This window comes from Melghirimyces algeriensis, assembly GCF_900182565.1.
In the GTDB taxonomy this organism is placed as follows: Bacteria; Bacillota; Bacilli; order Thermoactinomycetales; family DSM-45169; genus Melghirimyces; species Melghirimyces algeriensis.
The window spans coordinates 30,098-48,533 of the sequence record NZ_FXTI01000008.1 but is presented as its reverse complement, the minus strand read 5'-3'; the positions used below and the strand labels follow the sequence as shown (position 1 = coordinate 48,533).

Sequence of the window (18,436 nt, the reverse complement as noted above, 5' to 3'; positions counted from 1 at the left end):
TATGGCATCAGTTGTGATATTGTATCTATGTTTGAGTGTGTCTGATTCGGGATCAGTGCCACGTCCCGGATGGCGTTTGTCTTTTGTTTGACCGTGGGAGGGTTGGACCCGAGGGAACCACATTACTGAAGGGAGTTGGATGATGTGGCCAAAAAGGTTATCAAAGTTGTGAAGCTGCAGATTCCTGCTGGTAAAGCCAATCCGGCACCGCCGGTCGGGCCCGCCCTGGGGCAAGCCGGTGTGAACATCATGGGATTCTGTAAGGAATTTAATGCTCGCACTTCCGACCAGGCGGGTATGATTATTCCGGTGGAGATCACTGTATATGAGGACCGCTCATTTACGTTTGTGACAAAAACTCCTCCGGCTGCCGTCCTACTGAAAAAAGCGGCCGGCATTGACAAAGGTTCTGGAGAGCCTCACAGAAACAAAGTTGCTACGATCAAACGGGATAAGGTCCGTGAGATCGCCGAATTAAAAATGCCTGACCTGAATGCAGCCGACGTCGAGGCCGCAATGCGGATGGTGGAAGGAACCGCCCGAAGCATGGGGATCGTAGTCGAAGACTGATTGGTCGGGGTCGCGTCGTCAGCCGCCACGGGTCGGCGATGCGAGTGGGAGGATCATCCGTTATTACCACGAAGGGAGGAAACACCGTGGCTAAACGTGGGAAGAAGTATCAAGATGCATGGAAAAAAATCGACCGGGAACAGGCTTATGAAATTGAAGATGCGCTTCGGTTGGTGAAAGAGGTGGCCCCTGCCAAATTTGACGAAACGGTTGAAGCGGCTTTCCATTTAGGAGTGGATACCAAGCGCGCCGACCAGCAAGTTCGCGGAGCGGTGGTATTGCCTCATGGAACAGGTAAATCCAAGCGGGTTTTGGTATTTGCCAAGGGAGATAAGGCAAAGGAAGCCGAACAAGCCGGAGCCGACTTTGTCGGTGAAGAAGATTTGGTGAACAAGGTTAGCCAAGGCTGGCTGGACTTTGATGTTGTGGTTGCCACTCCGGATATGATGGGGCAAGTGGGTAAGCTGGGACGGATTTTGGGACCTCGTGGCCTCATGCCCAACCCGAAAACCGGAACCGTAACCTTTGATGTGGCTAAAGCTGTGGAGGAAGTGAAAGCGGGTAAAATCGAGTATCGCGCTGACAAAGCCGGTAACGTGCATGCCCCGATCGGTAAAGTCTCCTTCGATACGGAGAAATTGGAGGAAAACTTCCAAGTTCTGGTTGAAACGCTCATCAAGGCAAAACCGCCTGCTGCCAAAGGGCAATACATGAAAAACGCAACGGTTTCATCAACCATGGGGCCTGGTGTAGCGGTTAATACTTCCCGTTTCACTGGTCGTTAAGCTATTTTCAATCATGAACCATCCAACGGACAGGATGACAAATGAATAAGTTTACCGTAGACAGCCGGGGCACCGGAGGGTGCTTAAAGATCCTGCCGAGGTAAGAGATCGTTCCTCATCTTAGCGGATGGGAACTGTTCCCGGCCTTCGTCTGTCTGCGAAGGCTTTTTCATTTGCTTCCGGATCACTTTGCAAGGAGGTGTATTTCATGTCCGCGATCATTGAAAAAAAGAAGAAAATTGTGGCTGAAATCGCTGAAAAGCTTCAGGACAACAAAGCGACGATTCTGACAGATTACCGCGGTCTCAGTGTGGCGCAAATTAACGAATTGCGGAAACAACTCCGGGAAGCTGGTGTCGAATACCAAGTGCTGAAAAACACTATGGTACGACGTGCCACTGCTCAAACGGAGTTGACGGAGCTGGATGAACACCTGGTAGGACCGACTGCTGTCGCTTTCTCCCGTGAAGATGTGGTTGCTCCGGCGAAGGTATTGAACAACTTTGCCAAGGAAAACGATGAATTGGAAATTAAAGGTGGCGTGATTGAAGGACGGGTGGCCACGGTTGATGAGATCAAAGAACTGGCATCTCTGCCGTCTTACGAAGGTCTCCTTTCCATGCTGCTATCTGTTCTGCAGGCGCCGATGCGCAATTTCGCCTTGGCTGTCAATGCGGTGGCCGAAAAGGATGGCGATGGGGAAGCTGCAGAAGCTTAATCCCAAACGAAACATATAGGAGGTAAGATCATGAGTAAAGAGCAAATCATTGAAGCGATTAAGGGCATGAGCGTCCTTGAACTGAACGATCTGGTTAAAGCGATCGAGGAAGAATTTGGTGTAACCGCCGCCGCTCCGGTTGCTGTTGCTGGTGGAGGTGCCGGTGAGCAGGCTGCTGAGGAACAAACGGAATTTGATGTCATTCTCAGCGAAGCTGGTTCCTCCAAAATCAACGTGATTAAAGCCGTTCGCGGCATTACCGGGCTGGGTCTGAAAGAAGCGAAAGCCCTGGTGGATGGTGCACCGAGCCCGGTTAAAGAAGGTGCTTCCAAAGATGAAGCCGAAGAAATTAAATCCAAACTGGAAGAAGCCGGTGCCACAGTGGAATTGAAGTAATATCTGCTGGACAGCCGGACCTGCCGGCGCCCCCGGCAGGTCTTTTTTCATTCTGAGGTGAGGGTTGATGTCAGAGCATTATTTTTCAAAAGAGCCAGGTTCAACAGGAGAAGAGCGGGAAATTACCGCCCAACTGGGAAAGCAGATGTTTCGGTTCTGGGTGGATGCCGGTGTGTTCTCCAAAAGGGGAGTTGATTTTGGCACTCGGCTGTTGATTGAGACGGCAACACTTCCCGAACAAGGGGAGATTCTGGATCTCGGTTGTGGCTATGGACCCGTCGGGGTTGCTTGTGCAACGTTTTCTCCCAAATGCAAGGTAACCATGGTAGATGTCAACCGCAGAGCACTCCAATTGGCGCAGAAAAATGCGGAATTAAACGGTGTGAGTGACCGGGTGGAAATCCTAGAGAGTGATGGCCTTCAGGAAATGGGGAACCGTCGTTTTGCAAGCATCTTAACCAATCCTCCGATTCGGACCGGAAAGCAAACCGTATACCGACTGTTTCGGGAATCCCACGAACAGTTGGAACCGGGTGGATCATTATGGGTGGTGATTCGGAAACAGCAGGGTGGTCCCTCAGCCAAGAAAGAGTTGGAGTCGCTTTTTTCCGAAGTGGTCCTTGTTGAAAAAAAGAAAGGCTTTTGGATATTGCACTCTCGTAAAAAAGGTTATTGACACGGGTTTTCGCATGTGGTAAAGTTTTAGAATGCTAAACCCACTGCTGCCAATTTTGGGATGTTATCAGCATAAGGGTGTTTTTTGTGTGAATAAAAAAATCTTTTTTTGGTTAATCTGTGTAAATAGACTGTTATGATTGGAAGAATCAGGTTTTAATGGTTAATTTGTATAGATGATGAAAGAGAGTTCAAAACAGCGAACAACCGAGTCAGTCTTTAACAGGTTTATGGAAATGTGGCTCAATGGGTCACGGACCAACCGACTGGGTTCGAGGGGGGAGCTCGTTTGGCAGGTAAACTAGTCCAATACGGTCGGCGTAAGCGGCGCAGTTATGCGAGAATTGATGAGGTGCTCGAACTGCCCAACCTGATCGAAATCCAGCAAAAATCATACGAGTGGTTCCTGGATCAGGGCTTAAGAGAGATGTTTCAGGATATTTCACCGATTGAGGATTTTACAGGTAATTTGGTCTTGGAGTTTATTGACTATACTTTGGAGGAACCCAAATACTCCGTTGATGAATCCAAGGAGCGGGATGTGACTTATGCCGCGCCTCTTCGTGTGAAAGTACGCCTGATCAACAAGGAGACGGGTGAGGTCAAGGAGCAGGAAGTTTTCATGGGAGACTTCCCTTTGATGACCGATACGGGGACATTTATTATCAATGGGGCGGAACGCGTGATCGTCAGTCAATTGGTACGTTCGCCCAGTGTTTATTATAACAGCAAAGTTGACAAGAATGGGAAACCTACATATACAGCCACGGTTATTCCCAATCGCGGGGCTTGGTTGGAATTTGAAACCGACGCCAAGGATATTCTTTATGTACGGATTGACCGTACGCGAAAGATTCCGGTGACGGTCCTTTTGCGTGCTCTTGGTTTTTCCAGTGATGCGGAGATTCTCGACTTTTTTGGTGAGGACGAGTATATCCGAAACACGCTGGATAAGGACAACACCGGGAACACGGAAAAGGCATTGATTGAGATCTATGAGCGTTTGCGCCCCGGCGAACCGCCGACAGCGGATAATGCCCGCAGCCTCTTGTACTCCCGCTTCTTTGATCCCAAGCGGTATGACTTGGCCAATGTGGGCCGGTATAAAATGAATAAGAAATTGGATATTAAAAACCGTCTTTTAAACCAACGTCTGGCAGAGCCAGTGGTTGATCCTGACACGGGCGAAATCATTGCCGATGCCGGTCAAGTGGTAGACCGCAGGGTGATGAACCGTTTGGAGCCCTTGCTGGATAAAGAGGGAGGAGTGGGTTGGACGGAGTACTCGACACGCGGAGGTGTGCCGGAAGATGGTCTGCTTCAGCTCCACTCTCTCAAAATCTTTTCTCCCAAAGAGGATGGAAAAGCGATTAAGTTGATATCCAATGGGCGAATCGGCAAGGATGTCAAGAATATCACTCCGGAAGATATTATTTCCTCCATCAATTATTTTATCAATCTTCTTCATGGTGTGGGGATTACAGATGATATTGATCACTTGGGGAACCGGCGCCTCCGGTCAGTGGGAGAGTTGCTTCAGAACCAATTCCGGATCGGTCTTTCCAGGATGGAGCGCGTCGTCCGGGAGCGGATGTCCATTCAGGATGCCAATGCGATTACGCCTCAGGCATTGATCAATATCCGTCCGGTGATCGCATCCATTAAAGAATTCTTTGGTTCCAGCCAGTTGTCGCAGTTTATGGATCAGACCAACCCACTGGCGGAGTTGACCCATAAGCGCCGTCTTTCCGCTCTGGGACCGGGTGGTTTGACCCGTGAGCGAGCAGGCTTTGAAGTTCGGGACGTGCACCATTCGCACTATGGGCGGATGTGTCCGATTGAAACACCGGAGGGTCCGAACATCGGCCTGATTAACTCTTTGTCCAGCTTTGCCAGGATCAATGAGTACGGGTTTATTGAGACGCCGTATCGCAAAGTGGACCCGGAGACCAACCGAGTGACCGATGAGATTGTTTACCTGACCGCTGACGAAGAGGATAACTATTATGTGGCACAAGCGAATGCCCCTCTGTTGGAAGATGGTCGGTTTGCCAATGAACAGGTGATTGTGCGGTCCAGGGAAGATATCTTTCCTGTCCCCAGAGAGCGCGTCGATTTTATGGACGTCTCTCCGAAACAGGTTGTTTCGGTGGCAACCGCGTGTATTCCATTTTTGGAAAACGATGACTCCAACCGGGCGCTCATGGGCTCCAACATGCAGCGGCAAGCGGTGCCACTTCTCAAGCCGGAAGCACCCTATATTGGAACGGGGATGGAACATAAATCTGCCAAAGACTCCGGTGTGATGATTCTGGCCAAGCGCCCCGGCGTTGTGGAACGTGTGGCCGCAGACGAGATCTGGGTGCGACATGAAGAAGAAGTGGACGGTCAAGTGGTTCGAGGGGATCTGGATAAATATAAGCTTCATAAATTTATCCGTTCCAACCAGGGAACCAGCATTAATCAGCGACCCATTGTGCGTGCGGGTGAACGGGTAAAGGCTGGAGATATTCTTGTAGATGGTCCTTCCACCGACACCGGGGAATTGGCCTTGGGTCGCAATGTGGTCGTCGCCTTTATGACCTGGGAAGGTTACAACTATGAAGACGCCATCCTGCTTTCCGAGAAGTTGGTCAAGGAAGATGTTTATACATCTGTCCATATTGAAGAGTATGAGTCGGAAGCCCGTGACACCAAGCTGGGTCCGGAAGAGATCACTAGAGATATACCCAATGTGGGTGAAGAGGCCCTGAAGAATCTGGATGAGCGGGGGATCATTCGTATCGGTGCGGAAATTAAAGCGGGTGATATCCTGGTAGGAAAAGTGACTCCCAAGGGAGTTACCGAGTTGACCGCAGAAGAACGTTTGTTGCATGCGATCTTTGGTGAGAAGGCCAGAGAAGTGCGGGACACCTCTCTTCGTGTCCCCCATGGAACGGATGGAATTGTGGTTGACGTAAAAGTGTTTGAACGGGAAAACGGCGATGAACTTCCGCCTGGAGTCAACCAACTGGTGCGCGTCTACATTGCACAAAAACGGAAGATCTCCGAAGGGGATAAGATGGCGGGACGTCACGGAAACAAAGGGGTTATCGCACGGATCTTGCCTGAGGAGGATATGCCTTTCCTTCCTGACGGCACCCCGGTTGAAGTCGTTTTGAACCCCTTGGGTGTGCCTTCCCGGATGAACATCGGACAGGTGTTGGAAGTGCATCTTGGAATGGCGGCGCGGGCCATGGGTCTTCATATGGCGACACCTGTTTTTGACGGGGCGACTGAGCAGGATGTGTTTAATGCATTGGAGGAGGCCGGACTGGACTCTGACGGCAAGACGCTCCTGTTTGACGGTCGGACTGGTGAACCGTTTGAAAACCGTGTGACCGTGGGCGTAATGTATATGATTAAGCTGGCCCATATGGTGGACGATAAGATCCACGCTCGTTCCACCGGTCCATACTCCTTGGTTACGCAACAGCCACTGGGTGGAAAGGCCCAGTTCGGTGGTCAGCGGTTTGGGGAGATGGAGGTGTGGGCCCTAGAAGCCTATGGTGCGGCCTATACACTTCAGGAAATACTGACTGTGAAATCCGATGATGTGGTCGGACGTGTAAAAACTTACGAGGCCATCGTCAAAGGAGAAAATGTTCCTGAGCCCGGTGTACCTGAATCCTTTAAAGTGTTGATTAAAGAGCTGCAAAGTTTGGGTATGGATGTAAAGATTCTGGCCAAAGATGAACAGGAGATTGAAATTCGGGAACTGGATGATGAAGACGAACCGTCCAATGAACGAAATGGCTTGGATATGGATGATAATCAAGCGAAATAACCGGTTCTCCGGGCCTCGATCGGAGGCGTTTTGCCAACAAAGGATCTCCGCTGGACGGTTTTGGAAAAGGGATGATCCTGAGGGAGGGAATGCCCTGTGCTGGACGTCAACAACTTTGAGTTTATGAAAATCGGTTTGGCTTCGCCTAATAAAATTCGTTCCTGGTCCCGGGGAGAAGTGAAAAAACCGGAGACCATTAACTATCGAACATTGAAGCCGGAAAAAGAAGGTCTCTTTTGCGAAAAGATCTTCGGTCCCACCAAGGACTGGGAGTGTCATTGCGGAAAATACAAGCGGGTGCGTTACAAGGGTGTGGTCTGTGACCGCTGTGGCGTGGAAGTAACCCGCTCCAAGGTGAGGCGGGAACGGATGGGCCACATTGAGCTGGCCGCTCCTGTCTCCCATATCTGGTACTTCAAGGGCATCCCCAGTCGGATGGGGCTTATTCTTGACATGTCTCCCCGCTCTCTGGAGGAAGTAATCTATTTTGCCTCCTATGTTGTGGTGGATCCTGGGGCGACTCCCTTGGAGAAAAAGCAGCTTTTGTCGGAAAAGGAATACCGTAACTATCGCGAAAAGTATGGCACAGCCTTCAATGCCATGATGGGTGCAGAGGCGATCAGGCGCCTGCTTTCTGAAATCGACCTGGATAAAGAAGTGCAGGTCTTGAAAGAGGAAATGAAAACGGCCCAGGGACAGCGGAGGAATCGGGCGATCAAACGGCTGGAAGTGCTGGAAGCATTCCGTGCCTCCAAAAACAGTCCGGATTGGATGGTGCTCGATGTCCTTCCGGTGATCCCGCCGGAATTGCGCCCAATGGTGCAACTGGATGGTGGACGTTTTGCCACCTCCGATTTAAATGACCTGTATCGTCGGGTGATCAATCGGAACAATCGGTTGAAGCGTTTGCTGGACTTGGGAGCCCCAGATATTATCGTTCAGAATGAAAAACGGATGCTTCAGGAGGCCGTGGATGCCTTGATTGACAATGGACGCCGTGGGCGTCCGGTTACCGGCCCCGGAAATCGACCCCTGAAATCTCTTTCCCATATGCTGAAAGGGAAACAGGGAAGGTTCCGTCAAAACCTGTTGGGGAAACGGGTGGACTATTCCGGCCGTTCGGTGATCGTGGTTGGACCCAACCTGAAGATTTATCAGTGCGGTTTGCCCAAGGAGATGGCACTGGAACTCTTTAAACCGTTTGTGATGAAGGAATTGGTTTCCAAAGGTCTGGCCCACAATATCAAAAGCGCCAAACGGAAAGTGGAAAGAGTCCATCCGGAGGTATGGGATGTTCTGGAGGAAGTCATTAAAGAGCATCCGGTGCTTCTGAACCGTGCTCCAACGCTTCACCGTCTGGGGATTCAAGCCTTTGAGCCCATCTTGGTGGAAGGGCGCGCCATCCGTTTGCATCCTCTCGTCTGTACAGCTTACAATGCGGACTTTGATGGAGATCAGATGGCTGTTCACGTTCCGCTCTCTGCTGAAGCACAGGCTGAAGCGCGTTTGATTATGCTCGCGGCGCAGAACATTCTGAACCCCAAAGACGGAAAACCTGTCGTGACGCCATCGCAGGACATGGTGTTGGGAAGCTACTATCTGACATTGGAGCGTGCTGGCAGCAAAGGGGAAGGGAAGGTGTTCACCGGCCCTGGGGAAGCCATCAACGCCTATGTTCAGGGTTATGCCACCTTGCATACCCGGATTGCTGTACCGGTAAAAAGCCTGAACAAACCCTCTTTTACGGAGAAACAACAGGAAGCCTATCTCCTTACAACGGTTGGAAAATTGATTTTCAACGAAATCTTTCCACCGGAGTTTCCTTATATCAATGAGGCATCCAAGACCAATTTGGTGGATGGACCGCCTGAAAAATATTTTGTCTATGACAAGGGCGTTGACATTCCCGCGAAAATCAAGGAAATGCCGGAGCAAGATGCGCTTAAGAAAGGATTTCTGGGTAGCTTGATCGCGGAATGCTTCCGCCGTTTTGGGACAAAAGAAACGTCTGTTCTTATGGACAACATGAAAGCCCTTGGTTATTCCTATTCCACCAAGGCCGGGATTACCATGTCCGTCTCCGACGTGTTGGTTCCGGAGGAAAAACAGGCGATTCTGGACGAAGCGGAGAAAAAGGTGGGCATGGTGCTCAAGCAGTACCGGCGCGGTTTGATTACCGAGGAAGAGCGGTATGAACGGGTCATCTCCATCTGGAGTCAGGCAAAAGATGACATTACGGAGCTTTTGATGGATAAGATGGGTAAATTTAATCCGATCTATATGATGGCCAACTCCGGGGCACGGGGGAATGTTTCCCAGATTACCCAGTTGGCCGGGATGCGTGGCTTGATGGCCAATCCATCCGGACGGATTCATGAACAGCCCATCAAATCAAACTTCCGGGAAGGATTAACTGTGTTGGAATATTTCATCTCCACCCACGGTGCCCGAAAAGGTCTGGCTGATACAGCCCTTCGGACGGCTGACTCCGGTTATCTCACCCGTCGTTTGGTAGACGTCGCCCAGGATGTCATCGTTCGGGAAGAAGACTGTGGGACCGACAAAGGATTGCCGGTCACGAAGATCACGGACGGTGGCGAAGTGATTGAAAATCTCTTTGACCGGATTGTGGGTCGGCTTGCTTTCCAAACCGTGCGTCATCCCGAAACGGGAGAAGTGCTTGTGAAGCGCGATGAAATGATCGATGAAGACAAAGCGTTTCAGATTGTGGAAGCGGGCGTCGAGAAGGTCTATATTCGGTCTGTCCTTGATTGTCGGACTCAACACGGGGTGTGCCGGAAGTGCTATGGTCGTAACCTGGCCCTTGGAACCCATGTGGAAATCGGTGAATCTGTGGGAATTATCGCTGCCCAATCCATTGGTGAGCCGGGTACCCAGCTGACCATGCGTACCTTCCACACCGGTGGGGTGGCCGGCGATGATATCACGCAAGGTCTGCCCCGGATTCAGGAGCTGTTCGAAGCTCGGAACCCGAAAGGTCAGGCGATTATCACGGAGATTCCCGGTGTTGTCAAAGAGATTCGCGAAGTCAAGGATCGTCGTGAGATTGAAATCGAAGGGGAAGTGGAAACAAAAACATATCAAACCCCCTATGGTTCCCGCTTGAAGGTCGCTCAGGGAGACCAGGTGGAAGCAGGGGACGATCTTACGGAAGGTTCCATTGATCCCAAAGACCTTCTGCGGGTCAAAGGTGTTCGTGGCGTTCAGGAATATATCCTGCAGGAAGTGCAGAAAGTGTACCGGCTTCAGGGTGTGGAAATCAATGACAAGCACGTTGAAGTGATGATCCGGCAAATGATGAGGAAGGTTCGGATTACAGATTCCGGAGATACCGATCTGCTTCCGGGTGCTTTCGTTGATCTTCATGATTATGAAGAAGCCAACCGCAAGGTTCTGTTGGAGAATAAAGAGCCGGCGGTGGCCCGTCCGATCCTTCTGGGAATCACCAAGGCTTCTTTGGAAACTGAATCTTTCCTTTCTGCAGCCTCTTTCCAGGAGACGACCCGTGTGTTGACAGATGCGGCGATCAAAGGAAAGGTGGACCAACTCCTCGGTCTGAAAGAGAATGTGATTATCGGGAAATCCATTCCTGCGGGTACAGGAATGTCCCGATACCGGGATTTGGTGGAGGATATGGAAATGAAGCCATCTCTGGTGGAAGGCGATGTGGGTGAAGACAAGATTTTGGTGGAATAAGTGAAAGTGGAGCCGATTCTGATTACCGGATCGGTTCCACTTATCCACTTGTTGACAACACCTGATTCAGGTGGTAAGATGTCGTCGTGTGCTTGGGTGAATTCACTTTGGAGGGCGTTTTCTATGTCTTATGATAAAGTGAAGAGCGCAAATCGCCTTTTGATCGGAGCCAAGCAGGCGAAAAAGGCGATTCAACAGGGGAAGGCAACCCGGATTGTAATTGCGAAAGATGCTGAAGAGCATATTACACAATCATTGATTGAACTGTGCCGGAACCATGGAGTGGCCGTTAGCTACGTCGATTCGATGCAGGAACTGGGCAAGGTTTGCGGAATTGATGTAGGAGCGGCGACGGCTGCAATATTGGATTGAATGAAACAAAATTGGAATGGCCAGTCCAGACCTGATCGTGCTTTCCAAGAGATGGCACGGTCAACGTTTGGATATGGGTTCCCATTTTGTGCAAAAAAATGATCCGCCTGGCTCTGTGGACTTGAAAATGAGGAGGTGACACTCTATGCCTACGATTAACCAACTGGTTCGTAAAGGTCGGAAGCGTAAAATCGAAAAATCGACTGCACCAGCGTTGCAATTCGGCTATAACAGTTTCCGCAAGGAAGCGACCCGGCAAAGGTCTCCTCAAAAACGGGGAGTTTGCACCCGTGTGGGTACACTGACACCGAAGAAGCCGAACTCCGCATTGCGGAAATATGCCCGTGTCCGTTTGACCAACGGCATTGAGGTGACGGCTTATATCCCTGGGATTGGTCACAACCTCCAAGAACACTCGGTGGTACTGGTTCGCGGTGGACGGGTAAAAGACCTTCCTGGTGTGCGTTACCACATTGTGCGGGGAGCGCTTGACACCGCCGGTGTGCAAAACCGGATGCAAGGCCGTTCCAAATATGGAACGAAGCGTCCGAAAAAATAACTTCTTTGAGTTTGCCATCTCAGAGATAAAGGAGGGGAAATGATGCCGCGTAAAGGACCTGTACCGCGCCGGGAAGTGTTGCCGGATCCTATTTACAAGAGCAAGCTCGTCACTCGTTTGATCAACCGTCTGATGTACGACGGGAAAAAGGGAAAAGCCCAGCGCATTCTCTATGATGCCTTTGACAAGGTGCGCGAACGTTCGGGCAAAGACCCCATGGAAGTGTTTGAACAGGCAATGAAAAACGTCATGCCGGTGCTGGAAGTAAAAGCACGTCGTGTGGGTGGAGCCAACTATCAGGTTCCGGTGGAAGTCAAACCGGAACGGCGTACCAGTCTTGGACTTCGTTGGCTGGTAAGCTATGCGCGTCTGCGGAATGAAAAGACGATGCAAGAGCGCCTGGCAAATGAGCTGATGGATGCTGCAAACAACACGGGTGCCGCCGTCAAGAAGAAAGAAGACGTGCACCGCATGGCTGAAGCCAACCGTGCTTTTGCTCACTATCGCTGGTAATCACTTGCTAACTTATTTTTGTCAACATGAAAGGAGACAGATCCGATGGCACGTGAGTTCTCCTTAAAAGACACGCGCAACATCGGGATCATGGCTCACATCGACGCTGGTAAGACCACGACGACGGAACGGATTCTGTTCTACAGTGGCCGGACACATAAGATTGGTGAAGTGCATGAAGGTGCCGCCACGATGGACTGGATGGAACAGGAGCAGGAACGGGGAATTACGATTACTTCCGCAGCGACGACCTGTCAGTGGAACGATCATCGGATCAACATTATTGATACCCCTGGTCACGTGGACTTTACCGTTGAAGTGGAGCGGTCCCTGCGTGTATTGGATGGAGCCGTTGGGGTCTTCTGCGCCAAGGGCGGTGTAGAGCCTCAGTCGGAAACCGTATGGCGTCAGGCGGACACCTACGAGGTTCCCCGGATTGCCTACGTGAACAAAATGGACATTGTTGGTGCGGACTTCTTTGGAGCCGTCCAGCAGATGCGTGATCGACTCGGGGCCAATGCAGTTCCGATCCACCTTCCGATCGGGAAAGAAGATACCTTTGAAGGGATCATTGACCTGATCAAGAACGTCGCATTCTACTATGTGGACGACTTGGGAACCCGTACAGAAGCACGGGAGATTCCGGAAGAGTACAAGGAACAGGCGGAAGAATACCGCACTCAGATGATTGAAGCGATCGCTGAGTTGGATGAAGAGTTGATGATGAAGTATCTGGAAGGGGAAGAGCCGACGGAAGAGGAACTGAAAACGGTTCTCCGCAAAGGCGTTTGCAATGTGGAAATCATCCCTGTCCTCTGTGGTTCTTCCTACAAGAACAAAGGGGTTCAGCTGATGCTGGATGCGGTTGTGGATTACATGCCGTCTCCGCTGGATGTGCCCCCGATTCAAGGGGAGCTTCCGGATGGTACGGAAGCCAAACGGAAGTCGGATGACGAGGAACCCTTCTCAGCTTTGGCATTTAAGATCATGACCGACCCCTATGTGGGTAAGCTGACCTTCTTCCGGGTATACTCCGGAACGCTGGATTCCGGTTCCTATGTGATGAACTCCACAAAAGACAAACGGGAGCGTGTGGGTCGGATTCTGCAGATGCACGCGAACTCCAGGGAAGAGATTAAAACGGTTTACGCAGGAGATATTGCGGCTGCAGTCGGTTTGAAAGACACCGGAACCGGTGATACCCTGTGTGATCCGAAAAACCCCATCATCCTTGAGTCAATGGTCTTCCCCGATCCGGTGATTGATGTCGCCATTGAACCGAAGACGAAGAGCGACCAGGATAAGATGGCTGTAGCTCTCGCCAAACTGGCGGAGGAAGATCCAACCTTCCGGACCGCAACCAATGAAGAGACCGGACAGACGATTATTTCCGGTATGGGTGAATTGCACCTGGATATCATCGTCGACCGTCTGAAGCGGGAGTTTAAAGTGGATGCCAATGTGGGGAACCCGCAAGTGGCATACCGTGAAACCTTCCGTTCCTCAGCGAAGGTGGAAGGGAAATTTATCCGTCAGTCTGGTGGACGGGGTCAATACGGTCATGTCTGGGTGGAGTTTGAACCATTGGAAGAAGGTCAAGGCTTCGAATTCGTCAACAAAATCGTTGGTGGTGTGATTCCCAAAGAATACATTCCGGCGGTGCAGGCGGGAATCGAAGAATCCATGCAAAATGGTGTGTTGGCCGGTTACCCGATGGTGGATGTCCGAGCCACTCTGTTTGACGGATCTTACCATGATGTGGACTCCTCCGAGATGGCCTTTAAAATTGCAGGTTCTATGGCATTGAAAGCGGCGAAGGGCAAGTGTTCTCCGGTTCTCTTGGAACCGATCATGAAAGTGGAAATCACGGTGCCTGAAGAATATATGGGTGATGTGATGGGGGATGTCAACTCCCGTCGCGGACGTGTGGAAGGAATGGAAAGCCGCAGCGGGGGTCAAGTGATCCGGGCAATGGTTCCGATGTCCGAGATGTTTGGTTACGCCACCACCCTCCGTTCCCGCACCCAGGGTCGCGGTGCCTATGTAATGTACTTCGATCACTATGAAGAAGTGCCGAAGAATATTGCAAATGAGATTATCAGCAAGGCTTCCGGCGAGTAATTTACTGGCTGGACAGTCAACCGATTTAATGAGAAAGGTTATGGGGCGGACCAACCGCTTCATGGCTTTCTCCCTATACATCAATCTTTCATTTGAACATATTAAAGGAGGCTTTTGAGCTCATGGCCAAAGAGAAGTTTGAACGCACGAAACCGCACGTTAACGTTGGTACCATCGGTCACGTTGACCACGGTAAAACCACTCTGACCGCTGCGATCACCACAATTCTGTCACAAACCGGCGGATCGACAGCGATGGCTTACGATCAAATCGATAAAGCTCCGGAAGAAAAAGAGCGGGGCATTACCATCTCCACTGCACACGTGGAATATGAAACCGAAAAGCGCCACTATGCACACGTGGACTGCCCCGGTCACGCTGACTATGTGAAAAACATGATTACCGGTGCGGCACAAATGGATGGTGCCATCCTCGTGGTATCCGCCGCTGACGGTCCGATGCCGCAAACTCGTGAACATATCCTCTTGTCCAGCCAAGTGGGCGTTGAGCATATTGCCGTCTTCTTGAACAAAGTGGACATGGTGGATGATGAAGAGCTTCTGGAATTGGTAGAAATGGAAGTGCGTGAACTGTTGTCCGAATACGACTTCCCTGGCGATGATGTCCCTGTGGTTGCCGGTTCCGCTCTGAAAGCGTTGGAAGATCCAAGCAGCGAGTGGGCTGAAAAAATCCTCGAACTGATGCGCGAAGTGGATGAGTACATCCCCAGCCCGGAACGGGATAAAGATAAGCCCTTCTTGATGCCGGTCGAAGATGTCTTTACCATTACCGGTCGCGGTACGGTGGCTACCGGTCGTGTGGAGCGCGGTGTGATTAAAGTTTCCGATGAAGTGGAAATCATCGGTCTGCAAGATGAAACCCGCAAAACCGTTGTTACCGGGGTGGAAATGTTCCGTAAGATGATGGATGAAGCGGAAGCTGGAGACAACATCGGTGCGCTGTTGCGCGGTGTCAACCGCGAAGACATTCAACGCGGTCAAGTGTTGGCGAAACCCGGTACAGTGAACCCGCACACCAAGTTTAAAGCCCAGGTTTATATCCTGAGCAAAGACGAAGGTGGTCGTCACACTCCTTTCTTCAACGGCTACCGTCCTCAGTTCTACTTCCGTACCACGGACGTAACCGGCGTCATCCAACTGCCGGAAGGCACTGAAATGGTGATGCCCGGCGACAACATCGAAATGGATGTTGAACTGATCGCTCCGATCGCCATCGAAGAAGGTACCCGCTTCGCCATCCGCGAAGGTGGACGTACCGTTGGTGCCGGTGCAGTTACCTCCATCGTTGAGTAATCTTTAAAATACGCGTATCGGTCTGGAAGAGTGTCCTATAAGGGCACTCTTCCTTTTTTTAATTTGGAGATACTTTTTAACAAGCCTCTGTCAATGAAAAATGTTTGATATTTGAATCTGTCCAAACTCATGGTATAATCACAATGGGAACAAACATTCCCGGTAATTTATAAAGGCGTTTAGAGATGGTCGTCAAAACAATAAGTTTATCCAGAAGGTCGTACTTTGGGAAGGATTGCACGACACTTTACAAGTGAAAACAAATGTAGCAGAACGAAGGGTAAAATGTTATTATTTTTATCTATATAGTTGACCCTGGGGAGGAACAAACGTGAAAAACTATTTTCGGATCGGGATGATGTCCCTGTCTTTGTTGCTTTTGCCTGGATGTGCACTGTTTGCAGATAAAGCGACGGAGAGTGTTGAAACGAAAAAAGAAAAGAAAGAAACCGCTATGGATCTTCTGAATGAATCCAAAGAAGAGATGAGACAAATGAAGGGCTATCGTTGGGATTTTCGTGCTAAACAACAGATGGAGATCCCTGGGGAAAGTAAAGATCCGATAAACAGACTTACTGGGACCATGGAGTTCCTGGATGAGAATCGTCACGCCACGGAAATGGATATGAAGGTGGATGCGGGCGATTTACAGGAACGCATGCAGGTAAAGGTGATTTGGGATGGAAATACAAACTATATTCAAAACAAAGAGGATGGGCGGTGGATTCGGCAACCGGAAAGTGTTAGCGAGGTTTTAGGTGGCAATCACAGTGGTTATATGGATGCGGAAAAGGTTTTGGATCAAGTCCTTACTCATGGCGAGGGGGATGTAACAATGGAGAAAGGAGAGGGTGTCCGAAAATTGACATTGAAGTTGGACAATCATAAACAGATTGAACCCTTTGTGGAATACGCAATGAAGAACTTCCGAAATGATGATAAGGTAAAAGCAGAAGGCGTGACGTTTTCCGACTTCAAACTGGAATTGAGTATTGATGAGTCAACGAAGAGGTTGACACAAATCAATCAGGATACGAAGCTTTCCATCCCATTTATCGATGGAGTCACCACGGAAGTGGATCAGTCATTTGCAATGAAATTGATGGGTGAAGTGAAAGAAATCCCCATTCCGGAAGAAGCCAAAAATGCGATTCAAGTGAATGAATAATATGGAATCAACGGAAAACTCCCCTTTTGCTGGGGAGTTTTTAACCTATAGTGCCTTTATATGAAGCATTATAGTGAGATACGTATAGATTTGACTTAGGGAGGAACAGATGAAAAAGTTGCTTTCGGACCGCGATGATGTCTCTAGCATTGCTGGTCTTGAGTCTAGGAATTCCAATATAGAAAAATATGAATTTGCTTTTGAAATGGTATTTGATGAGACTTATGAAGAAAATCTGGTCTATACTGAGCTGTGGATCAATATGGGTTCATATTCAGATGGAACGTTATTTGGTAGGAAAGGAGTTGGTGGAAGATGTCTCTGGATATACTTTTATATCAAAACAGCTCCTTGGTGAATCGAGAGAGTTTCACAGAATCATTACACGAAGCACTATTTAAGAAAAACAGGAATTGGGCAAGTTATCTCACTCTCAGGCGCTTGCACGATTATTATCGAGTGATTGGACAAAAAGGAGATTGATCAACTTCTAAAGGGGATTGAACAAATGAAAGTTTTTGTAAGCGAGCACGAGTTAATGGAAATCGATCGTCTAAAAAATATTTTAAGCAAACAAGAATATGACAAGGTTTGGTTTGTAGGGGATTAATTAAATGTAATGAATTTGGAGGTAACAGGTGCTTTTTTGTCAGAGCGATTAACTTACATCTTTCCCAAAAAGATAGGAAATAGGAAACGAGCTGCTGGAAGGTGTCTCTGGATTATAAAGTAATCACTTAACGATTGTTTGAATTGCATCCATTACCTCTTTCGGATGATTTTGAGGAATCATATGAGCCACATTCGGCAATATCACAAGCTTGGCGTGTGGTATATCTTTTTGTAATCGGTAAGCTTGCTCTTTTGTTCCAAATGGATCATCATTACCAACGACAATGACCATTGGATGTTGGATCGTTTTATACTTGCTGCTTATTTTTTCTGCAGTCGGAGAAAAAGCGAGAACATCTTCTCGATTGGCTTTAAAATGGCCTGGACGAAGCCAAAGAGCGAGAGCGGCTTCACGATAATCGGAAGGTACGGGTTCAGGAGCGAAGGTTTCTTTCAATATATTTTTGGCCAAACCGGTTCCCAATGGGCTTTTTAACACCGTATTAAGAAAGGCATCTCCTATGATCGGTGTTGTTACAAGAGCTGAAATGGGGTCTCCGTTTTCAGCTGGATACCCTTCCTTGTACATGGCGGCCCCCAGGGTTACGATGCCGGAGACGTCATCCGGATAGGAAAGTGCATACGAGAGAACTAAAATTCCGCTCCATGAATGTCCAACGAAAATCGGTTTTTCAATCCCTAATTTCTTTAATGCACCATGAATCAGTCTAGCTTGAACGATCGGCGTGACTTCTTCATTTTTGGGTCTTTCACTATATCCATATCCCGGCCGGTCAAAAGAGATCGCTTGATATCCTTGCCTTGCAGCCATTTCCATCACTTTCTTAAAATCATTGCCGGTCAGAACCCCTCCATGAAGAAAAACAATGGGTTTACCTGATCCCTTTTGGATATAGTGCAATTTTATCCCTTCTACAGTTACAAACTTACCGTTTGGTGGAAAATTGACTTCCGCTTTTCGAAATTGATATTGGTTATACCCAAACAATCCCGCCAGCAAAAAAACAATAATCGATAATGTGATGATCAATTTTTTCAATCCTTTCTTCATTTGATTACTCCTTCACCAA

At 49.3% G+C, this 18,436-nt stretch carries 15 protein-coding genes and 1 other annotated feature; of the genes, 14 read left to right on the top strand and 1 reads right to left on the bottom strand.

All coding sequences use genetic code 11. From position 1 onward, the window contains the following. The first annotated feature begins 144 nt into the window (after nucleotides 1-144). The 14 genes from rplK (at nucleotide 145) to FN782_RS11835 (ending at nucleotide 17,091) form a co-directional block, all read left to right on the top strand. Entirely contained in the window at nucleotides 145-570 is a 426-nt protein-coding gene (rplK, locus tag FN782_RS11900) for a 50S ribosomal protein L11 (protein ID WP_142506035.1), read from the top strand. A gap of 86 nt (nucleotides 571-656) precedes the next feature. Beyond that, nucleotides 657-1,355: a 50S ribosomal protein L1 gene (gene rplA / locus FN782_RS11895; protein ID WP_142506034.1), complete on the top strand. Its 699-nt coding sequence runs from the start codon at nucleotides 657-659 to the stop codon at nucleotides 1,353-1,355. A 36-nt stretch (nucleotides 1,356-1,391) separates the two neighbouring features. Then, nucleotides 1,392-1,535: a sequence feature (ribosomal protein L10 leader region), on the top strand. 28 nt (nucleotides 1,536-1,563) lie between these two features. Next, nucleotides 1,564-2,073 (top strand): 50S ribosomal protein L10, encoded by a 510-nt coding sequence (gene rplJ / locus FN782_RS11890; protein WP_142506033.1) that lies wholly within the window; start codon nucleotides 1,564-1,566, stop codon nucleotides 2,071-2,073. A gap of 30 nt (nucleotides 2,074-2,103) precedes the next feature. Further along, nucleotides 2,104-2,469, top strand: a complete 366-nt coding sequence (rplL, locus tag FN782_RS11885) for a 50S ribosomal protein L7/L12 (protein WP_142506032.1) — start codon at nucleotides 2,104-2,106, stop codon at nucleotides 2,467-2,469. Between the two features lie 67 nt (nucleotides 2,470-2,536). Further along, nucleotides 2,537-3,145, top strand: coding sequence for a class I SAM-dependent methyltransferase (locus FN782_RS11880; RefSeq protein WP_142506031.1), 609 nt, complete (start codon nucleotides 2,537-2,539; stop codon nucleotides 3,143-3,145). A gap of 288 nt (nucleotides 3,146-3,433) precedes the next feature. Further along, nucleotides 3,434-6,970 (top strand): DNA-directed RNA polymerase subunit beta, encoded by a 3,537-nt coding sequence (gene rpoB, locus FN782_RS11875; RefSeq protein ID WP_142506030.1) that lies wholly within the window; start codon nucleotides 3,434-3,436, stop codon nucleotides 6,968-6,970. A 96-nt stretch (nucleotides 6,971-7,066) separates the two neighbouring features. Then, on the top strand, nucleotides 7,067-10,687 hold the full coding sequence (gene rpoC, locus FN782_RS11870) for a DNA-directed RNA polymerase subunit beta' (protein WP_142506029.1): 3,621 nt from the start codon (nucleotides 7,067-7,069) through the stop codon (nucleotides 10,685-10,687). Between the two features lie 123 nt (nucleotides 10,688-10,810). Then, entirely contained in the window at nucleotides 10,811-11,059 is a 249-nt protein-coding gene (locus FN782_RS11865; protein WP_142506028.1) for a ribosomal L7Ae/L30e/S12e/Gadd45 family protein, read from the top strand. A gap of 145 nt (nucleotides 11,060-11,204) precedes the next feature. Then, a complete protein-coding gene (gene rpsL, locus FN782_RS11860) occupies nucleotides 11,205-11,618 on the top strand; it encodes a 30S ribosomal protein S12 (protein WP_142506027.1) in 414 nt (137 codons plus the stop codon). Between the two features lie 42 nt (nucleotides 11,619-11,660). Then, complete coding sequence (rpsG, locus tag FN782_RS11855; RefSeq protein WP_142506026.1) at nucleotides 11,661-12,131, top strand: 30S ribosomal protein S7; 471 nt, start codon at nucleotides 11,661-11,663, stop codon at nucleotides 12,129-12,131. 45 nt (nucleotides 12,132-12,176) lie between these two features. Beyond that, a complete protein-coding gene (fusA, locus tag FN782_RS11850; protein ID WP_142506025.1) occupies nucleotides 12,177-14,252 on the top strand; it encodes an elongation factor G in 2,076 nt (691 codons plus the stop codon). Nucleotides 14,253-14,374: 122 nt separating this feature from the next. Then, nucleotides 14,375-15,565 carry an elongation factor Tu gene (gene tuf, locus FN782_RS11845; RefSeq protein ID WP_142506024.1) on the top strand — a complete coding sequence of 397 codons (1,191 nt, stop codon included), beginning with the start codon at nucleotides 14,375-14,377 and terminating at the stop codon, nucleotides 15,563-15,565. 331 nt (nucleotides 15,566-15,896) lie between these two features. Continuing rightward, a complete protein-coding gene (locus FN782_RS11840; RefSeq protein ID WP_142506023.1) occupies nucleotides 15,897-16,733 on the top strand; it encodes a DUF6612 family protein in 837 nt (278 codons plus the stop codon). A gap of 109 nt (nucleotides 16,734-16,842) precedes the next feature. Beyond that, nucleotides 16,843-17,091, top strand: coding sequence for a hypothetical protein (locus tag FN782_RS11835; protein WP_142506022.1), 249 nt, complete (start codon nucleotides 16,843-16,845; stop codon nucleotides 17,089-17,091). A gap of 375 nt (nucleotides 17,092-17,466) precedes the next feature. Here FN782_RS11835 and FN782_RS11830 read toward each other — a convergent pair whose 3' ends face one another. Beyond that, complete coding sequence (locus FN782_RS11830; protein WP_142506021.1) at nucleotides 17,467-18,417, bottom strand: alpha/beta fold hydrolase; 951 nt, start codon at nucleotides 18,415-18,417, stop codon at nucleotides 17,467-17,469. Nucleotides 18,418-18,436: the final 19 nt, after the last annotated feature.

Excerpts from the sequence above, each read along its gene's own strand:
- rplJ (WP_142506033.1), top strand. The coding sequence starts at position 1,564 with ATGTCCGCGATCATTGAAAAAAAGAAGAAAATTGTGGCTGAAATCGCT.
- rplL (WP_142506032.1), top strand. The coding sequence starts at position 2,104 with ATGAGTAAAGAGCAAATCATTGAAGCGATTAAGGGCATGAGCGTCCTT.
- FN782_RS11880 (WP_142506031.1), top strand. The coding sequence starts at position 2,537 with ATGTCAGAGCATTATTTTTCAAAAGAGCCAGGTTCAACAGGAGAAGAG.
- FN782_RS11865 (WP_142506028.1), top strand. The coding sequence starts at position 10,811 with ATGTCTTATGATAAAGTGAAGAGCGCAAATCGCCTTTTGATCGGAGCC.
- rpsL (WP_142506027.1), top strand. The coding sequence starts at position 11,205 with ATGCCTACGATTAACCAACTGGTTCGTAAAGGTCGGAAGCGTAAAATC.
- rpsG (WP_142506026.1), top strand. The coding sequence starts at position 11,661 with ATGCCGCGTAAAGGACCTGTACCGCGCCGGGAAGTGTTGCCGGATCCT.
- fusA (WP_142506025.1), top strand. The coding sequence starts at position 12,177 with ATGGCACGTGAGTTCTCCTTAAAAGACACGCGCAACATCGGGATCATG.
- tuf (WP_142506024.1), top strand. The coding sequence starts at position 14,375 with ATGGCCAAAGAGAAGTTTGAACGCACGAAACCGCACGTTAACGTTGGT.
- FN782_RS11835 (WP_142506022.1), top strand. The coding sequence starts at position 16,843 with ATGAAAAAGTTGCTTTCGGACCGCGATGATGTCTCTAGCATTGCTGGT.
- FN782_RS11830 (WP_142506021.1), bottom strand. The coding sequence starts at position 18,417 with ATGAAGAAAGGATTGAAAAAATTGATCATCACATTATCGATTATTGTT.